We start from the raw sequence: 17,060 nt of genomic DNA, 5'->3' as shown, positions 1-17,060 counted from the left end.
TGCGCTCCGGTACACTCGGGTACGCTGATCAGCGCGTCTTGAGCGTGATCTCGTAGAGTTTCGGCCACAGCTTTCCGGTCACGAAGATCCGGTCCTTCGCCGCGTCGTACGCGATGCCGTTGAGGACGTCTTCGTGGCCCGTGCGATCGATCTTCGGCAGGAGATTCGACAGATCGATCCAGCCGAGGACGGCGCCGGTGTTCGGGTCGATGCGGGCGATGGAATCGCTCTGCCACACGTTGGCCCAGATCTCACCCTTCACCCATTCCAGTTCGTTCAGCGCGGCCACCGGTGTGCCACGATCGGTGACGGCGAGGGTCTTGATGACTTCGAACGTCTTCGGATCGCGCCACACCAGACTCGACGAACCGTTGCTCATGATGAGCGCCGTGCCGTCGGTCGTGAGGCCCCAGCCTTCGCCGTCGTACGAGAACGATCCGTTGCGCGTGAACGTCTTCCAGTCGTAGGTGAACGCCTTGCCGCTCTGCCAGGTGAGCTGGTAGAGCTTGTCCCCCAGAATGACCATGCCTTCCCCGAAATGCGGCGCTTCGAGGGGCTGCTGACGGACCACACGTCCGCTGACGAGATCCACTTCGCGGAGTCCCGAGGTTCCCACCTGGCCCGTGCTCTCGAAGAGCCGGTTGTCGTGCCACTGCAGGCCCTGCGTGAACGCCCCCGCATCGTGGGGATAGATGTTCACGACATCGAACGTGTACGTGGGCGTGCGTGGGGTGACCGAGGCCGCCCCATCGCTGTCGGTGGCGCCCCCCGTGTTGCCTTCACTGCACGCGCCGAATGCGCCGGCCGTGCCCACCAGCCCGACCGTGGCGAGAAGAATCATCACGGACGCGGCGCGGGAGCGACGGAGAGCGGAGAGTATCGGCATGGTCGGAACGGTGAACGTCAGGCTGAAGATGCTGACGAAGATGCTGACGATGTGGAAGACGGGGAAGATTCCACCCACAGGCGGAGTTCGCGCAACAGGACGATCAGATCGCCCAGCTGATGATTGGCATTGAGCCCGCTCGGACTGGGAAGCGCCCAGAGGGCCGTCGATCCGAGGGTGTCCGGCTGCAACCCGAGCGCGGCCTTCGGGCGACCGAACGCACTGCGATAGGCGCCGATACCCATGAACGCCACCACACGCGGTCGGTATTTTTTCACGAGCCGACGCAACCGGGCACCACCCGCCACATACTCCTCGGGCGAGAGCTCCGCCGCCGCCGCCGTGGTGCGCGGAACCATGTTGGTGATGCCGTACCCCAGCGGCAGGAGCTCGCGCTCGTCCCAGGGGGAAAACAACCGCGGTGTGAAACCCGCGCCATGCAGTGCCGGCCAGAACCGGTTGCCGGGCCGCGCGAAATGATGACCCACGGCCGCGGTATACAGCCCGGGATTGATCCCGCAGAACAACACCCGGAGATCGGGCGCGATGAGGTCCGGAACGGTTTTGTCGACGGCAGCCGCAAGCTCGACTCTGGTGGGTTTGTGGTGCCCCCCGTTCACGACGCCGTCACCCGGCGCGACGCGCCTGTCCCGGCGTCCTTCATCGACTCCTTCATCGATTCTTTCATCGACTCCTTGAGCGACGCCAGGGTGGTGAGCGCCTGCAGCGGCGTCATCTGCTCCGGCTCGAGCGCACCGACGGCATCGGCCAGACGGGTGAGCGCGGGATCCACCGCGGGTGTGGCGTCTCCGAAGAAACCCAGTTGATCGGCATGCATCTGATGCTTGAGACGCGGACCACGACGCTTCGTGCTGGAGGGGGCCTGCATGCCGTCGGCCGTGAGGCGGGCCGCCATCTGTTCCCCTTCCCCCTCGAGCAACGCCAGCACTTCCTTGGCCCGCGTGATGACCGGAGCCGGCAGTCCGGCCAGACGTCCCACCTCGATGCCATACGAACGATCGGCGCCGCCCGGAATGAGCCGGTGCAGGAACAGCACCTGATCACCCACCTCGCGCACGGCCACGGTGAAATTGCGCACGCCGCTCAACTCGTTCGCCAACTGCGTGAGTTCGTGATAGTGGGTCGCGAACACCGTCTTGCATCCGATCGCATCGTGCAGATGTTCGCTCACGCTCCACGCGATCGAAACGCCGTCGTACGTGCTCGTGCCGCGACCGATCTCATCGAGCAGCACCAGTGACCGCTTCGTGGCGGTGTGGAGAATGGCGCTCGTTTCGCTCATCTCCACCATGAACGTGCTCTGCCCACGCACCAGATTGTCGCTCGCGCCCACGCGGGTGAACAACCGGTCCACGATGGGCAGATACGCCTCGCGGGCGGGCACGTACATCCCCACCTGCGCCATCAGCTGAATCAGACCGATCTGCCGCAGGATCGTGCTCTTGCCGGCCATGTTCGGCCCGGTGAGCACGATGAGCTGCGCGTCGTCGGTGAAGTGCAGATCGTTGGGAATGAACTTCTCCCGCGGCATCATGCGCTCGACCACCGGATGACGACCGGCGTGGATATCGAGCTGGAAACCATCGTGCAGCACGGGTCGCACGTACTGCTCACGCTCCGCCACGTCGGCAAAACTCGCGAGGACGTCGATGGTCGCCACACGGCGCGCCACCTGCTGCCACCGCGTGATGTCCGCACCGGCCGCGCGGCGCAATCCTTCGAACAGCTCGCGCTCGCGGGCTTCGATCCGTTCGGCGGCGTTCAACACCTTCTCCTCGTACTCCTTGAGCGCCGGTGTGACATACCGTTCGGCGCCCGTCAGCGTCTGCCGGCGCTGATAGTCGTCGGGCACGAGGTGACGGTTGGCGTTCGAGATTTCGAGGAAGTACCCGAACACCTTGTTGTAGCCCACCTTGAGCGAGGCGATGCCCGTCCGCGCGCGCTCCTGCTGCTGGATGGTGGCGATGGCGTCCCGACCGCCGTCACGCAGCGCGCGCAGTTCGTCGAGCTCGGCATCCACGCCGGGAGCGATCGTGTCTTCCTCGCCGATGGCGAGCGGTGGTCGCGCCACGAGCATCGTGACGAGTCGACTCGCGCAGTCGGTGCCATCGTCCCATTCGTTCAGCATCGCACGCAGGACACCACCCGCGGCACCATCAGCGACACCATCAGCGACACCATCGCGGGCGCCGTCCTGATTGGGATGGGCCAGCACTTCACGCACCGCTTTGGCCACCAGCGGCAGCCGCGCCAGCGAATCACCCAATGCGCGCAATTCGCGCGGCGTGGCCCGGCCAGCCGCGGCCTTGCTCGCCAGGCGCTCCACATCGCGCACACCATCGAGCGCGTCACGCAGAGCCGCCCGGCCCACCGGATCGCGCACGAGTGCCGTCACCGCATCCAGACGCGAGGTGATGGCGGTCTGCTCCAGCAGCGGCGCCAGCAACCACTGCCGCAACAGACGGTGCCCCATCGGGGTGGTGGTACGATCGAGCACCGACAGCAGCGTGCCGTTCGCATCGCGCCCCTGATCGCCGCGCAGCGATTCCACCAGCTCGAGATTGCGACGCGTCATTTCGTCCAGTGGCATCACGCCACCGGTGCGCTCGAACGTGGGACGCGCGAGATGCGGCAGCCCACCCGGCTGCAATTCACGCAGATACCGCAGCAACGCGCCGGCGGCACCCACGGCGGCGGCATCGTCGGCACCGAGTCCGAATCCCTCGAGACTCTGCACCTGGAACTGACGGGCCAGTTCGTCGGCCGCGAGTTGCGCGTCGAACTCCCACCCTTCGCGCATGCTCACGAGCGCCTGCTCGGCCACCTGCAACGCCGCGGTGAGCTCCGCGTGGGCACTGTTCTTCACCAGCAACAGTTCCCGTGGCGCGAGACGCGCCAGCACCGCAGAGGCGTCGCTCACCGTGGCGCCGAAGAGACGCAACTCCCCCGTGCTCAGATCGGCCGCGGCAATGCCCACCGGAACGGCGTCACGCGATGCATCACGTGACACATCGCGCACCATGGCCAATGCGCACACATAGTTCGCCCGCGCACCGTCCAGCAGATCGTCGGCAAACACCGCGCCCGGTGTGATCGTTTCGATCACTTCGCGCTTCACGATGCCCTTGGCGAGCTTGGGGTCTTCCACCTGCTCGCAGATCGCCACCCGATGGCCCTGACTCACGAGACGGCGCAGATACTCCGCGGCCGCCTTGACCGGAATGCCGGCCAGGGGAACTTCGGCCGCGCCGCCGTTGTTGCGCGACGTGAGTGTCAGCCCGATGGCGCGGGACGCGATCTCGGCGTCTTCGTAGAACATCTCGTAGAAGTCGCCCATCCGGAAAAACAGAATCGCGTTCTGATGACGCGCTTTGATTTCCCGATACTGCTGCATCAGCGGCGTGGCCGATGAGGCGGACCCACTCACGGGGTGATCTCCGCCACGAAGCCCGTCTGTCCCGCCTTCTTGAGTCTTGCCAGTGCCGCCGTTGCCTCGGCGCGCGTTTCATAGCGGCCCACGCGCACGCGGAATGGCTTGCTGGTCCCGTCCACACGGGCATCGATGCCCCGGCGCTTGAGCCCCGCCACCGATGCGTCAGCCTCCTTGCGCGTGCCAAACGCGGCGAGCTGCACGCTGAAACGTCCGCTCTCCTTCGCGGCCGCCTTGGCCGGTGCTTTGTTCGCCGTGGACTCCGCCGGTGCGGCGGGAGGCACTGCCGGAGGCGCCGCGTTCGTGGCGGTATTGGCGGCCGCACTCGTGGCCGCTGGAGGCACCGGCATGTTCGCCGCGCTCCCTCCCGTGCCCGCACTCGTGACCACCGAGGTGCAGCGGCGGCGGAGTTCGTCCGCCTGCAACCGCAATTCGCCTTCGGGCACCTGCGTGGGGGGCAAGGTGCTCAACGTCTGGCATCCACGCGGCAGATCACGCTCGTCGAAGTAGCTGCGCACCAGCCATATCGTGCCACGCGCGATGCGCGTGCTGTCGGGAAATTCCCGTACCACACGTTCGAAGTATGGACGCGCGTCGGCCGGATGACCACGCAACATGTCCAGCTCTCCCAGCCGCAACAACGCATCCGGCGTACGCGGCGAGAGCGGCGCTTCGATCACCAGGCGTTTCCAGTCGCGTTCCGCGTCGGAGATCCGTTCGGCGAGCACCGCGCGCCAGTACAACGCCTCCGCCAGATCGAGGCTGGCCAGTGGGGCGGCCGACACCAGCGAATCCAGCACCGTGCGCGCTTCGGCTCCATCGCCGCGCTCGATGAGTCCCCGTGCGCGTGCCACTTCCTGCGAAAGCGCGGGCGACACGGCGTTGCTGCCGGCAGAACCTGTGCCGAGCGACGTGGTCTGCGCCGAAAGCATCGAGGCCGCCAGGCACGACACCCCGACCACCAGAGCCGCCTGTTTCTTCATCGTCCGCGTCGTCGACGTGACGATCATCCGAGGAATGATCGGAATCATCCTGGTGATCGTCATGCCGCACTCCGCCTGGATGTCCGGGTCGCGCACAAGGCGAGAATGAGCGACATCAGAATCTGCTCCGCATTGGATACCGTGGTTTCCTTGAGGGCCATGTCCGCCTCCAGCAACAGCGTGAGCGCATGTTCGCAGCTCTCGCGGGTCCATCGATCCGTCACCTTCGTCCATGCCGACGCCGCCTCGCCCCATGGGCGTCCGGGATATCCGCCCGTTTCCTTGAGAAAGGCGAAGAACTCCTGCGGCAGTCGATTGGTGGGCACGCCGGCGTCGCGCCGCGCTCGCCCGAACGCGAGCGCAAAGGCCTGGGTGCTCAACAGAATCACGATCTGCACGGCCGTCACTTTGGGCTGGCCGAGCACATGACCCACCAGCGTGATCGCCGTGGCCGTGTCCTGACGGGCGACCGCGTCGAGCAGATCGGCGACGGTTTCTCCGCGCCGGACGCCGACCACCGCGGATACGGCGTCCGCATCGATCATCGCACGCGCGTCACCGCCGGTCGTGTCCTCACCGCTGTGCTGTTCGTGAGCACCGCGCAAGCCCAGCACATAGCTGGCGCATTTGTCGAGTTCCGCGGCCAGAAGATGCAGATCGTTGCCGACCGCCTGCTGCAGCAGATCGGCGGCATCCTCCGCGATGTCCACGTTCAGTGCGGTCCCGGCATGATGCGCGATCCACCGCCGCACCCGTTCGGGTGTGAGGGGGTTGAAGGCCAGCGAGGTGGACGCACCCACGAGTGCGGCATCGACCTTGGTGCCGGCGGGGCTCACGAGCAGCAGCAGGGTGTCGGAGGCCGGTCGTGCGAGATACCGATCGAGCTGCGTGCGCGGCGCCTTCTTGAGCGCGGTGACATCCCGCAGCACCACGGCACGGCGTTCGGCGAGCATGGGCGGGGTGTTGAGCAGACTGCCCAACGTTTCCGCATCGAGATCGGCCGCCCGGCGGATCTCGCAATTGAAATCACGCGTGCCGGGATCGATGGCGGCGTTCAGCAGATCCCGGATCGCGCCGTCCTTCAGGTAATCATCGTCGCCGTGCAGATAGTACACGGGATCGAACTGATGCGACTGCACCGCCGCCTGCACCGTGCGCAGGGGTGACACTTCCTTGCTGGGGGCGGCGGCTTTCGGTGGCATCCTGTCAATCTAAACGGATCGCCGATCCCACCGGAGCGTCGACTCAGCGTACCTCGAAGGAATAGTGCGCGCTGACGAGTTGCATGGGCGCGTCTTCCACGATCATGGCGGCGGGCCAGACGGGATTCCCGGTGGCCATCGCCTGCAGCAGTGCGGGTGTCACGTACACCGGCATCGCCGACGCGGCGTCGGTCGGCATGAGCACCGGCATGGGAACCGCACGGACCGGTGGTGGCGCGGACATGGCGCGGGGCGCACGCAAGGAAGACTGGGAAGCAATCACCGGCTGCATGGACATTGTCGAGGGACGGTCATGCTGGAATGCGCGGACGGCAAACACTCCCAGCATCGCACTCGCCGCCACGGCGAGAAGGGCTTTGGACGATCGGTGGCGGGGAAGGCCGAGCTCATCTCCCGCCGGGTATCGACCGTCCTCCGATCGACAGGTCGCCAATCGCTGCCGCAATCGCGCCTGGAATTCACTGCTGGGTTCCAGTGTCGGAAGACTTCTGGCGACCATGAGAGAACGGCGCACCAGCGCATCGTGGGCCGCGCACGGATCACAGGTCATCACATGATGCTGTGCGGCGGCGGTCGCCTCGCCCGACAGGGTGTTGTCGAGATAGGCGAGGTGCTGTTTGCGGAATTGCTTGCAGTCCATCGGTACGGATCGGAGTCCTGCGGAAACCGGCAACACCCACGGGAAGGGTGGGTGCAAGCCAGCATACCCGGCGCTTTGGGGGCGGTTCCGGGAAAATACCCACAGGAGGGGAATATGGACTTGGATTTTATTTCAAAAGGGGGCAGGAGGGAGCTGGTCAGGGAGGAGATCTATAGGCTTTTGCTATCGATCTCCTTCCTGGAGACTCCTCCCTGCCCCCTCCTGATATCAGTTGTTCTACCTTACCAACGGGGCAATGATCTCGGCGAATGCCGTCCGCGCCCGGTTGAGACGCGACTTCACCGTCCCGAGGTTCACGCCGGTGATCTCGGCGATCTCCTCGTACGACTTGCCTTCCAGCTCCCGCAGCACGAACACCTCGCGGTGATGCGACGGCAGCTGGCCGACCGACTGCTCCACCATCTCCCGCAGGTGACGCTTGCGGAACAGATCGTCCGGGCGGGTATGCACGTCCTCGAACTGGAGCGGACGGTCCTCGTCCTCGAACTTCGCCTTGATCGTCTGGAAGAGCACGAGCGGATTGCGCGAGCGGTTGCGCAGCTCGTTCTTGGCCAGATTCGAGGCGATGGTGTAGATCCACGTCGAGAACTTCTTCGAGCGATCGAAGCGCGCGATGTGGCGATACACCCGGATGAAGACTTCCTGCACCAGATCCTCGGCGCGGTCCCGATCGCCGATGGTGCGGTAGACGAAGTTGAGGAGCCGCCCCTGGTACCGGTCGACGAGCTCCTCGAACGCACGTTCCTCGCCACCGAGGAAGGCCGACACCACATCCCCATCATCGAGCGTGCGCAGATGTTCGCGCACCGGCACCGTCTGGGTCTGCTGTGGGGTCCGCTGCGTGCGGGTCAGTGCGGCCAAAGCCATGAGTCGAGCCCTCCTCCTGCGGTGACGCGAGCCAAAGGTCCTGCGCGCTCGCGGCGCAACCGTCCTGGCGGGCGGACATCCCGATCATCGGTCGGTGCGCACGGTCTGGTATCGCATGGCGCGTGCCGTCGGGAACTTTTGGGAACATTCCGACGCAACACTATGCATATCAATTACTTGGCTATCTGTGCCCGCCGTCACGACATCGACGGATCAGACGAAAACGTCCCCATTTCCCGCCCGGACGTCCGATAAAGTGGACACCCGGCGCGTCAATTCGGCTCAGGAAATCCGAAATGCTGCCGCATAGAACAGCGCCAGCGCCGTTTTGGCGTCCTGGATTTCCCCATTCTTGATGAGAGCCAGGGCTTCTGACAGCGGCATGGGCGCCAGTTCGACGAACTCATCCGCTTCCCGGTGGGCCTCACCCGCCTCCAGCCCGGTGGCCAGAAACAGGTGGATCTTTTCGTCCGTGAAGCCGGGCGTCGTATACATGGTGAACAGGTGATCCACCTGCGCCGCGGTGTACCCGGTTTCCTCCTGCAATTCGCGATGCGCACACTGCGCCGGCGACTCCCCCGGATCGAGCCGACCGGCCGGCACTTCGTACAGATACCCTTCGGCGGCATACCGGTACTGCCGGATCAGCAGCACCGTCGGATCGGCACGCATCGGCCCCAGGACCGGAACCACCGCACTGGCGCCCGGATGGCGGATCATCTCCAGGGAGCCGATCGAACCATCCGGGAAGCGCACCCGATCGAGATCGACGGAAATGATCCGCCCGCTGTACACCCGCGTTCCGTCGACCTTGCCGACGGCAGCGCCGACGGCGTCGCCGACCGGATCGCGCTCGTCGCTCACCGCTTCACCGTGCGCGTGGCATGCCGTTCGGCGACATGCGGATGACGCCCGGCCGCCTTCTTCGCGGTTTTCTTGGCAGCTTTCTTGACAGCTTTCTTCGCGACCTTCTTCGCCGCTTTCTTGCGCGCCGGCTTGCGCGGCTTCTTCACATCGTTGCCGGCGAGCCACTCCCGGATGGTGGGACGCAGATACACCGGCACCCGCAGAATCGTCCCGCGACACTTCTTCGATCCGCAGCGGCAACCGTAGTAGCGCACGTCTTCCGGTTCGTACTCATCCTGCCACTCGAACCGATAGTCGTACACCAGCTCTTCATCCGGCTTGATCGCCTTGATCGCCTTGATGTAGATGTGGCCGTCCTCGATGATCGTTTCGCAATTCGGTTCGCACGAATGATTGATGTACCGCGCATCCGTGCCCTTGCGGCGCGCATCGATCACCGTGTCGTCGTCGAGTACGAAGAGGAACGTGTGATGCCGTCCATTGTTGTCGTCGTACCGACGGTCCGCCTCCTCGTGGGTGATGGCTTCGCCCCAGTACTCGTCGATGCGCTGACCCTTCCGGATCGGTTTGATCGCAAAGGCGCCACGACCCTGGATTTTCGAACGGCGCACCTCGTACAGCGGCGACTTGGGAGGCTTCACGGAGGCGACGGACTTCCTGGCTGGACTCACGACGGTGGTTGCGGAAGGACGGTGGACCCGGTCGATCGGAATCGATCAGACCGGGGCGACGACTTCGTCGTCTTCATTGGGCTCGTACACACTAATCGGTCCGAGCCCCAGAGCGGCAATCGGCTCACGGATGGCATCGGCATCACCCACCACCACGACCTGCAGGCGCGATGGATCGAGATGCGCGCGGGCCACACGCAGCACATCGGCGGCCGTCACGGCCGCCACACGGTCGCGATACGTATCGAAATAGTCGGGCGGCAGACGGAAGATCTCCACGTTCGCCAATCCGCCGGCCACTTCCGCGGTCGTTTCGAAACGGATGGGGAACACCCCCACCAGATAACTGATCGCCAGCGACAGCTCCGCGTCGGACACCGGCGCTTCCCGGATGCGCGTGAATTCATGCACGATCTCGCGCAGCGCGTCGGCCGTGACCGCCGTCTCCACCGCCGTGGAGATCTCGAACGGACTCGCCGCACGGCGCCAGTCGAACGCCGAATGGGCGCCGTAGGTGTACGCGTGCTCCTCGCGCAGATTGAGGTTGAGACGCGAGGAGAAGAGACCGCCGAGGATCGCATTCATCACGACCACCGGGAAGTAGTCCTCGTGCAGACGCGGAATGGCCACGTGACCGACACGCACTTCCGACTGCGGCGCGCCGCTCTTGTGCACCAGATGCACATGCGGCTCCTGATGCCGCTGGCCACTGAGGGGTTCGGCCAATGGCGGAGCGCTGCCCGTCCAGTCGCCAAAATGTGTGGTCGCCAACTGCACCGCGTGTTCCACGTCGATGTCGCCCACGATCATGAGGGCCGTGGCATCGGGCCGGTAACACCGGGCATGAAACGTGTCCACACGTTCGCGCGTGAGCCGCGCGGTGCTGCGCTCGTCTCCACCGGCGAGACGCGCGAACCGCGAACCCGGCTCGTACAACAACCGCGTGAAGAACACGTCGGCCAGTCCACGCGGTTCGGCCCGCAACTGGGCGAGATCGGCCAGACGCTCGGCCCGCAGCCGTTCCAGCTCTTCCTCCGGAAACGCCGGGTTCCGCAGCACCTCGGCCAGCACCGCCATCGCATCGTCGATACGTGACGACAGCGCGGTGAGCTGCGCGATGGCCGAATCCCAGTCGGCACCGGTATCGAGCGTGGTGCCGAGCATCTCGAGTCGCGTGGCCAGGGCCAGCGCGTCCATGTGCTGCGTGCCTTCGGTGAGCGCGCGGGTCACGAGTCGGGCCAGGCCTTCGTCGTCACGCGGATCGCGCGTGGCCCCGGCCTCGATCACCGCTAGGGTGGTCACCACCGGATAGGCATGCACCGGCGCCACGGTCACCCGCAGGCCATTGGGCAGCACACGCGTTTCGAAGGCGGGAAAGCGATACGGGCGCGGTTCTCCCGGTCCCGGACGCGATGGGGCGAGATCCGCGCTCATGCCGAGGCCTCGGCGAGCACTTCGGCTTCCTGCTCATCCGTTTCGCCGGGGACGTACAGCAGCAGGACGCGATTGTCGGGGCCCAGGCGTTCGCGGGCCAGGGCGGAGACGTCGGCGGCCGATGTGGCGCGATAGCGCGCAACCTGCGTGTTCACGAGTGTCGAATCACCGAAATAGGTGGCAAAACGGGAGAGCTGGTCAGCACGTTCGGCCGCCGACTGCATGCTGGTGACGAAACTGGTTTCGATGAGCGCACGCGCGCGGGTCACTTCGGCTTCCCGCACGCCATCCCGGTGCATGAGGTCGAGTTCCGCGAGAACGGCAGCCTCGAGCTGTTCCGGTGACACACCGGGGTGCGCGGTGGCGTCGATCACCAACAGATCGCTGCCTTTGGCCAGATCATAGGTGAAGGCGCTGGCCTGGGATGCCACCCGCTGACGACGCACGAGCGACTGTTCGAGGCGACAGCCGGTGCGGAGACCGAGCACGGCCGCCGCGAGACTGGCAGCATAGTAGCCATCGGTGCCGAACACCGGTGTGCGGCACGCCACGAACAGCCGCGGCAAGGCCACCGCATCGGGTACCACCTCACGACGCGTGTCTCCGAACACGGGCGGCACCGTCATGTCGCGCAGCGGCGGCCGGTTGTTTCCGGGCGGAATCGGGCCGAAGTACTCGGCAATCAGGCGAACCGTTTCGGCCCGATCGAAATCGCCGGCCACGGTGAGCACGGCGTTGTCCGGCGTGTAGTACGTCCGGAAGAACTCGGCGACGTCGTCGAGGGAAGCATCGGTGAGATGCTCCATCGAACCGATGAGCGAATGATGGAACGGATGCGTCTCGGGAAAGGCGAGGGCCGGCAGACGTTCCCACCACGAGCCGTAGGGTTGATTGTCCACCGTCCAGCGTCGTTCGTTCTTCACGACATCCCGTTGCGTATCGAGCTTCTGCTGCGTCATCGCCGGCAGCATGCGGCCCATGCGGTCGGCTTCGAGCCACAACGCCAGCGCCAGTTGATGCGAGGGCAGGGTTTCGTAGTAGTTCGTCCGGTCCAGCCAGGTGGAGCCGTTCAACGTGCCACCGGCGCGCTGCACCAGCTCAAAATGTTCGTTGGCTTCCACGTTGGCCGATCCCTGGAACAGCATGTGCTCGAAGAGATGGGCAAACCCGGTGCGCTCCAACCGCTCGTTGGCGGAGCCCACGTGATACCACAGATTGACGGCGACGATCGGTGCGGTATGGTCCTCGGAGAGCACCACATGCAAGCCGTTCGGGAGGCGATAGCTCTCGACAGGGATGTGCATGGGTCAATATTCAGGGTTGGTCATGCAACCCGGAACCCCGTACAGAAACCCCGTACGGAACCCGGGTCTCCTCTTTCCGATTTTTTGATGCGCTCCAGGATGCGCTGTGTCACGCTGTTGCTCCTCACCGGACTGGCCGCGTGCGGTGACGATCCCCAGGTCCCGACCGATGCCCTGCCCGTCGGCAACCTGACGGTGGGCGCCACGGTGGCCACCACCGTCGGCACGGCACCGTCCGTGCGCATCACCGATGCCAAGGGCAAGGGCATCCGCAACGTGCTCGTGCGCTGGAAGGTCACCAGCGGTGGCGGCAAGGTCGTCAACGACTCCGTCCGCACCACCGCATCGGGCGAAGCCTCGTCGGGTGGATGGACACTGGGCACCACGTCCGGTGAGCAGACGCTGCAGGCGTCCGCCGACGGCATCACACCGGTCACGTTCACGGCGACCGCCGCTCCCGGTCCGCTGGCGAAGTTCACCCGTGTCAGCCCCGACGTGCAGAGCGCGGAAGTGAACACGGCGGTGGCGACCCCTCCCTCGGTGCGCACCGAAGATCAGTACGGCAATCCGGTTCCCAACGTGTCCGTCGTGTTCTCGGTGACACTGGGCGGTGGCACGCTGACCGGCAATCAGCCGACCTCCAACGCGCAGGGCGTGGCCTCGGTCGCCGCCTGGCGCCTGGGCACCGCCGCCGGTCAGCAAATCGTCACCGCATCCACGTCGGGTATCGAAAACATCGTCTTCGGTGCCACCGCCCTCGCCGGCCCCGCCGCGTCGCTCACCAAGATCGCCGGAGATGACCAGGAAGCGGTGGCCAACGCCGCCGTCTCCGTCAGGCCCGGCGTGCGCGCCGTCGACGCCTTCGGCAATCCCGTCGGCAACGTTCCGGTGACGTTCACGCCGGGGCCGTCATCGGGAACGGTGACAGGCGCCACCACCGCCACCGATCTGGCCACCGGGTCGGCGTTCGTGGGCAGCTGGACGATCGGGGCGGCGGCCACACAGACCCTCACGGCCACCAGTTCCATGCTGCCCAGTGCCTCGGTGACGTTCACCGCGCGCGCCGTGAATTCGCTCTTCGACATCGATGTGCGTTTCGTCGGTGAAGGTGGCAGCACCATCGTGCGTGAAGCCTTCAGCAAGGCCGCCGAACGGTGGCGCAGCATCATCATCGGCGACATGCACAACACGCGCATGAATGTTCCCGCCGGAAGCTGCACCGACTGGATGCCGGCCATGAACGAGGTCGTCAACGATGTCGTGATCTTCGCGCGCATCGACACCATCGATGGTCCGGGCAACATCCTCGGCCAGGCCGGTCCCTGTTATTTGAATTCGGGATCGCGTCTGTCGGCCGTGGGGATCATGGAGTTCGACAAGGACGATATGGCCATGCTCATCGCCAATGGCAGTTTCACCGAGGTGATTCTGCACGAGATGGGCCACGTGCTCGGCATCGGCACGCTCTGGAATTACGACCGCAACCTGCTCGTGGGTAAGGGTGGCGCCGACCCGTACTTCCAGGGCACCGCCGGACGTGCCGGTTTTGCGGCCATCAACACCCTCGTCTACAGCGGGAATCCCGTCCCGGTGGAAAACTCCGGTGGTGTCGGCACGCGCGACAGCCACTGGCGGGAGACGGTCCTGCTGCGCGAGCTCATGACCGGCTTCCTCAATCGCAACGTCACCAATCCGCTCAGTCGACTCACGATCGGTTCCCTGCAGGACCTCGGCTACACCGTGAATCTGAACGCGGCCGATCCGTACTCTCTCACCGCACAGCTGCGATACGCATTTCCGTACATCGAGAGCGAGGTGACCACCCTGCACAACGACATCGCCGACCTGCCGCTGTACGAGGTCACGCCCGGCGGTGCCCGCACACTCGTGCGGGCCGCGGCACGCAGTCGCTGAACCTGCCGACAACCCACTGACAACCCACCGACAATCGTCGAAGGTCGGCGGTGCCCGGCGTCACCCGTCGACGATCTGTCGACCGGTCAGTTTGAGCCACAACATGAGCGCGAGATCGGTCGGCAACGCGATCGACTCGCGCACCATGTATTCGAGCACCGCGCGATTGGCCGAAATGGGACTGGTGCGCGTCGGTGACGGCATCGGCTGCAACCCGTGCAGGCGGGCCAGCAGATCGAGACGCAGCATATGAAACGGATCGCTCACCAGCAGCACCCGCGGACGGTCGGCGAGTGGCGCGCGGGCGGGTTTTCCCTTCGGCGGGGGTGCCGACGTCAGTGAATCCCGCAGCGCGAGCAGCAGCGCCGATGCGCCCTGCATCGACGCCAACGATGTCCGGCCGGCCGGCTCGAGCATGATCGTCTGATTGGGCACACCACGACGCACGAGATAGCGTCGGCCCGCCGCGGCTTCGCTGATCAGATCGCCCGGACGCCGGCCACCGGTGAGCACCATCCATGGGGCACGGTCGGCACGCCACAGTTCCAGCGCATGATCGAGACGCGCGCGCAGCACGGGTGAGGGGCGACCGCCATACTGCGCCGCGCCCAGCACGACGATGGCGTCGGCGGGACCTGCCGCCGATCCTCTCGACCAGTACACGATCGCCCCGAGACACAGCAGCCACGCCATGAAGGCGCCGACCAGCGTGCTGGCGATGAGTTGGCGATAGGAAAAGCGACGCGCGCGGGCCATCAGGCGAAACTATTCGATGCCCTCGCTTCCGGTACTGGAGCTGCCGGCACGGCGTGGGGCATGCGGCACCACGCCGTTCTCGGAAACGTGAAATCCCACCTCGACGTGGTGCGTCAGAGCGGAGCGATCGTCCCTGGTGCGGGGATCTCGACACGGAATCCGTCCCCGCGCAGACGTTCGGCGAACGCCTGCTGCGCCTCCGTTTCCCCGTGCACCAGATACACCGCGGGATCGCTCCGGCCATCGGCTTTCCCCGCGGCGCGCACCGCTTCCACCCAGCGCAGCAGCTCGCCGCGATCGGCGTGTGCACTGTAGCCCAGCAACACTTCCACCTGCGCGGCCAATGGCACGTCTTCACCGAAGATGCGCAGGTTCTCACGACGCTCCACGATGCGCCGGCCGAGCGTGTGTTCGGCCTGGAATCCGACGATGAGAATGGTGTTGCGGGGATCGCTCGCGCCGTACTGCAGATGATGCAGAATGCGTCCGGATTCGGCCATGCCCGACGCCGCGATCACGATCATCGGTCCATGCAGCGTGTTCAGCCGCTTCGATTCGGCGACATCGCGCGTGAACGTCACCATCGGGAATTCGAAGAGATCGCTCGTGCGCCGGATGAGATCCTCGCTGTGATCGAACACTTCGGGGTGCATCGCAAAAACCGACGTCGCATCGGTGGCCAGCGGCGAATCGATGAAGATCGGAATGGCCGGGATCTTTCCCTCCCGACGCAGACTGTGCAGATCGTACACCAGTTCCTGCGTACGCCCCACGGCGAACGCGGGAATGAGCACCCGGCCGCCGCGCGCGGCCGTTTCGCGCACCACCCGCGCCAGTTGCTCCTTCGCCCCGTCCACGGATTCATGATCGCGGTTGCCGTACGTGCTTTCACAGATGACGACATCCGCGCCCGTGGTCGGCGGTTCGGGATCGCGGATGATGGCCAGCCCGTTGCGGCCGATGTCGCCCGAAAACACGAGGCGCCGGAACGTATCGCCTTCGCGCAGTTCCAGCGTGACGGAAGCGCTGCCGAGGATGTGGCCGGCATCGGTGAACATGGCTCGCACACCGTCGGTGACATCGAACCATTTGTGGTACGGCATGCCGATCATGCGTTCGAGCGTGCGCGTGGCGTCTTCCACGCGATAGAGCGGCTCGATGTGCTCGTCCCGGTGGCGCGCGAGATAGTCGGCGTCCTTTTCCTGGATGTGCGCCGAATCGGCGAGCATGATGGCGCAGAGATCGCGCGTGGCCGACGTGGCCCAGATGCTGTTCTTGTAGCCCTGCGCGACCAGGTAGGGCAGGCGGCCGGCGTGATCGATGTGCGCGTGCGACAGCACGATGGCGTCGATCTCTTCGACCGGGAGCGGCAGACGCATGTTCTTGGCGCGCGATTCGCTGCGCTTGCCCTGGAACATGCCACAGTCCAACAGGACGGTCCGCTGGCCGACGCGGAGGATATGACAGGAGCCGGTGACTTCCTGGGCGGCTCCCGAGAATTCAATGTGCATGGACAGCGATGGCTGGGGAAAACGATCCGGCACGCGCCAACGGCGGTATGCCAAATCCTACCCCACAACCCCGATCACGTCACGGTGTAATGCCCGTGCTCGTCGTGACACACGGCCACGTCGATCGGTGCACCGCCTTCTTTTACCAATCGCGCTGGCGCGGCCATGTCGCGATCGATTCGGCACGATGCGCCGAAAACCATGTCGCTATGACCTGCCACCACCGCATGAACCCGCGTCGGCCCATGTCCGTCATCGTACCCTCTCCTTCGAAAATTCACGCGCCCTCGCCGGCGCTTCCTCGAACAGGAGCAGTATAAACCGTTACACAACCTGTGTACCGTGACACAGCGCACCGTCGGCATGACTTTCATGCATGAGCCGCGCGCGAAGTGTAGGCTCCGTCACTGTCGTGGACGGACCGTCATAAACGATTTCCCCGGACTGCATACACATGCTGTTTCATTGCCGGCACCAATACGCACATCGTATGAATCCGGCCGTTCCGTGAAATAAATTTTCGGCGCGTCGG

General features: G+C 65.3%; 14 protein-coding genes. 1 reads left to right on the top strand and 13 read right to left on the bottom strand.

The window, feature by feature from the left end; genetic code table 11:
- Window positions 1-28: 28 nt before the first annotated feature.
- From WG208_RS05285 to WG208_RS05235, 11 genes are all read right to left on the bottom strand, one after another.
- Window positions 29-886 (bottom strand): glutaminyl-peptide cyclotransferase, encoded by an 858-nt coding sequence (locus tag WG208_RS05285; protein ID WP_337170291.1) that lies wholly within the window; start codon window positions 884-886, stop codon window positions 29-31.
- Between the two features lie 17 nt (window positions 887-903).
- On the bottom strand, window positions 904-1,506 hold the full coding sequence (gene mug / locus WG208_RS05280) for a G/U mismatch-specific DNA glycosylase (RefSeq protein WP_337170290.1): 603 nt from the start codon (window positions 1,504-1,506) through the stop codon (window positions 904-906).
- A complete protein-coding gene (gene mutS, locus WG208_RS05275) occupies window positions 1,503-4,334 on the bottom strand; it encodes a DNA mismatch repair protein MutS (RefSeq protein WP_337170289.1) in 2,832 nt (943 codons plus the stop codon). Before mutS ends, mug begins: the two co-directional genes overlap by 4 nt.
- Window positions 4,331-5,383: an SPOR domain-containing protein gene (locus WG208_RS05270; RefSeq protein ID WP_337170288.1), complete on the bottom strand. Its 1,053-nt coding sequence runs from the start codon at window positions 5,381-5,383 to the stop codon at window positions 4,331-4,333. Before WG208_RS05270 ends, mutS begins: the two co-directional genes overlap by 4 nt.
- On the bottom strand, window positions 5,380-6,522 hold the full coding sequence (gene holA / locus WG208_RS05265; RefSeq protein ID WP_337170287.1) for a DNA polymerase III subunit delta: 1,143 nt from the start codon (window positions 6,520-6,522) through the stop codon (window positions 5,380-5,382). The genes WG208_RS05270 and holA overlap by 4 nt, the downstream gene beginning before the upstream one ends.
- A gap of 43 nt (window positions 6,523-6,565) precedes the next feature.
- Window positions 6,566-7,183 (bottom strand): zf-HC2 domain-containing protein, encoded by a 618-nt coding sequence (locus WG208_RS05260; RefSeq protein ID WP_337170286.1) that lies wholly within the window; start codon window positions 7,181-7,183, stop codon window positions 6,566-6,568.
- Between the two features lie 237 nt (window positions 7,184-7,420).
- Window positions 7,421-8,071: a sigma-70 family RNA polymerase sigma factor gene (locus tag WG208_RS05255; protein ID WP_337170285.1), complete on the bottom strand. Its 651-nt coding sequence runs from the start codon at window positions 8,069-8,071 to the stop codon at window positions 7,421-7,423.
- 282 nt (window positions 8,072-8,353) lie between these two features.
- Complete coding sequence (locus WG208_RS05250) at window positions 8,354-8,935, bottom strand: NUDIX hydrolase (RefSeq protein WP_337170284.1); 582 nt, start codon at window positions 8,933-8,935, stop codon at window positions 8,354-8,356.
- On the bottom strand, window positions 8,932-9,579 hold the full coding sequence (locus WG208_RS05245) for an SET domain-containing protein-lysine N-methyltransferase (protein WP_337170283.1): 648 nt from the start codon (window positions 9,577-9,579) through the stop codon (window positions 8,932-8,934). Before WG208_RS05245 ends, WG208_RS05250 begins: the two co-directional genes overlap by 4 nt.
- 75 nt (window positions 9,580-9,654) lie before the next feature.
- Window positions 9,655-11,043 carry a pitrilysin family protein gene (locus tag WG208_RS05240; RefSeq protein ID WP_337170282.1) on the bottom strand — a complete coding sequence of 463 codons (1,389 nt, stop codon included), beginning with the start codon at window positions 11,041-11,043 and terminating at the stop codon, window positions 9,655-9,657.
- On the bottom strand, window positions 11,040-12,347 hold the full coding sequence (locus WG208_RS05235; RefSeq protein WP_337170281.1) for a pitrilysin family protein: 1,308 nt from the start codon (window positions 12,345-12,347) through the stop codon (window positions 11,040-11,042). The genes WG208_RS05240 and WG208_RS05235 overlap by 4 nt, the downstream gene beginning before the upstream one ends.
- Window positions 12,348-12,434: 87 nt before the next feature.
- Between WG208_RS05235 and WG208_RS05230 the strand changes: the two genes are divergently transcribed.
- Window positions 12,435-14,261: a hypothetical protein gene (locus WG208_RS05230; protein WP_337170280.1), complete on the top strand. Its 1,827-nt coding sequence runs from the start codon at window positions 12,435-12,437 to the stop codon at window positions 14,259-14,261.
- A 60-nt stretch (window positions 14,262-14,321) separates the two neighbouring features.
- On the opposite strand, the gene WG208_RS05225 is transcribed toward WG208_RS05230, so the two are convergent.
- Both WG208_RS05225 and WG208_RS05220 read right to left on the bottom strand, forming a co-directional pair.
- Window positions 14,322-15,017, bottom strand: a complete 696-nt coding sequence (locus tag WG208_RS05225) for a YdcF family protein (RefSeq protein ID WP_337170279.1) — start codon at window positions 15,015-15,017, stop codon at window positions 14,322-14,324.
- A 113-nt stretch (window positions 15,018-15,130) separates the two neighbouring features.
- Window positions 15,131-16,528, bottom strand: a complete 1,398-nt coding sequence (locus WG208_RS05220) for an MBL fold metallo-hydrolase (RefSeq protein WP_337170278.1) — start codon at window positions 16,526-16,528, stop codon at window positions 15,131-15,133.
- Window positions 16,529-17,060 lie beyond the last annotated feature (532 nt).

The organism is Gemmatimonas aurantiaca, from assembly GCF_037190085.1.
Classification (GTDB): domain Bacteria; phylum Gemmatimonadota; class Gemmatimonadetes; order Gemmatimonadales; family Gemmatimonadaceae; genus Gemmatimonas; species Gemmatimonas aurantiaca_A.
Note: the sequence above shows the minus strand (reverse complement) of the source record. Positions and strands in the feature narration are given on the sequence as shown.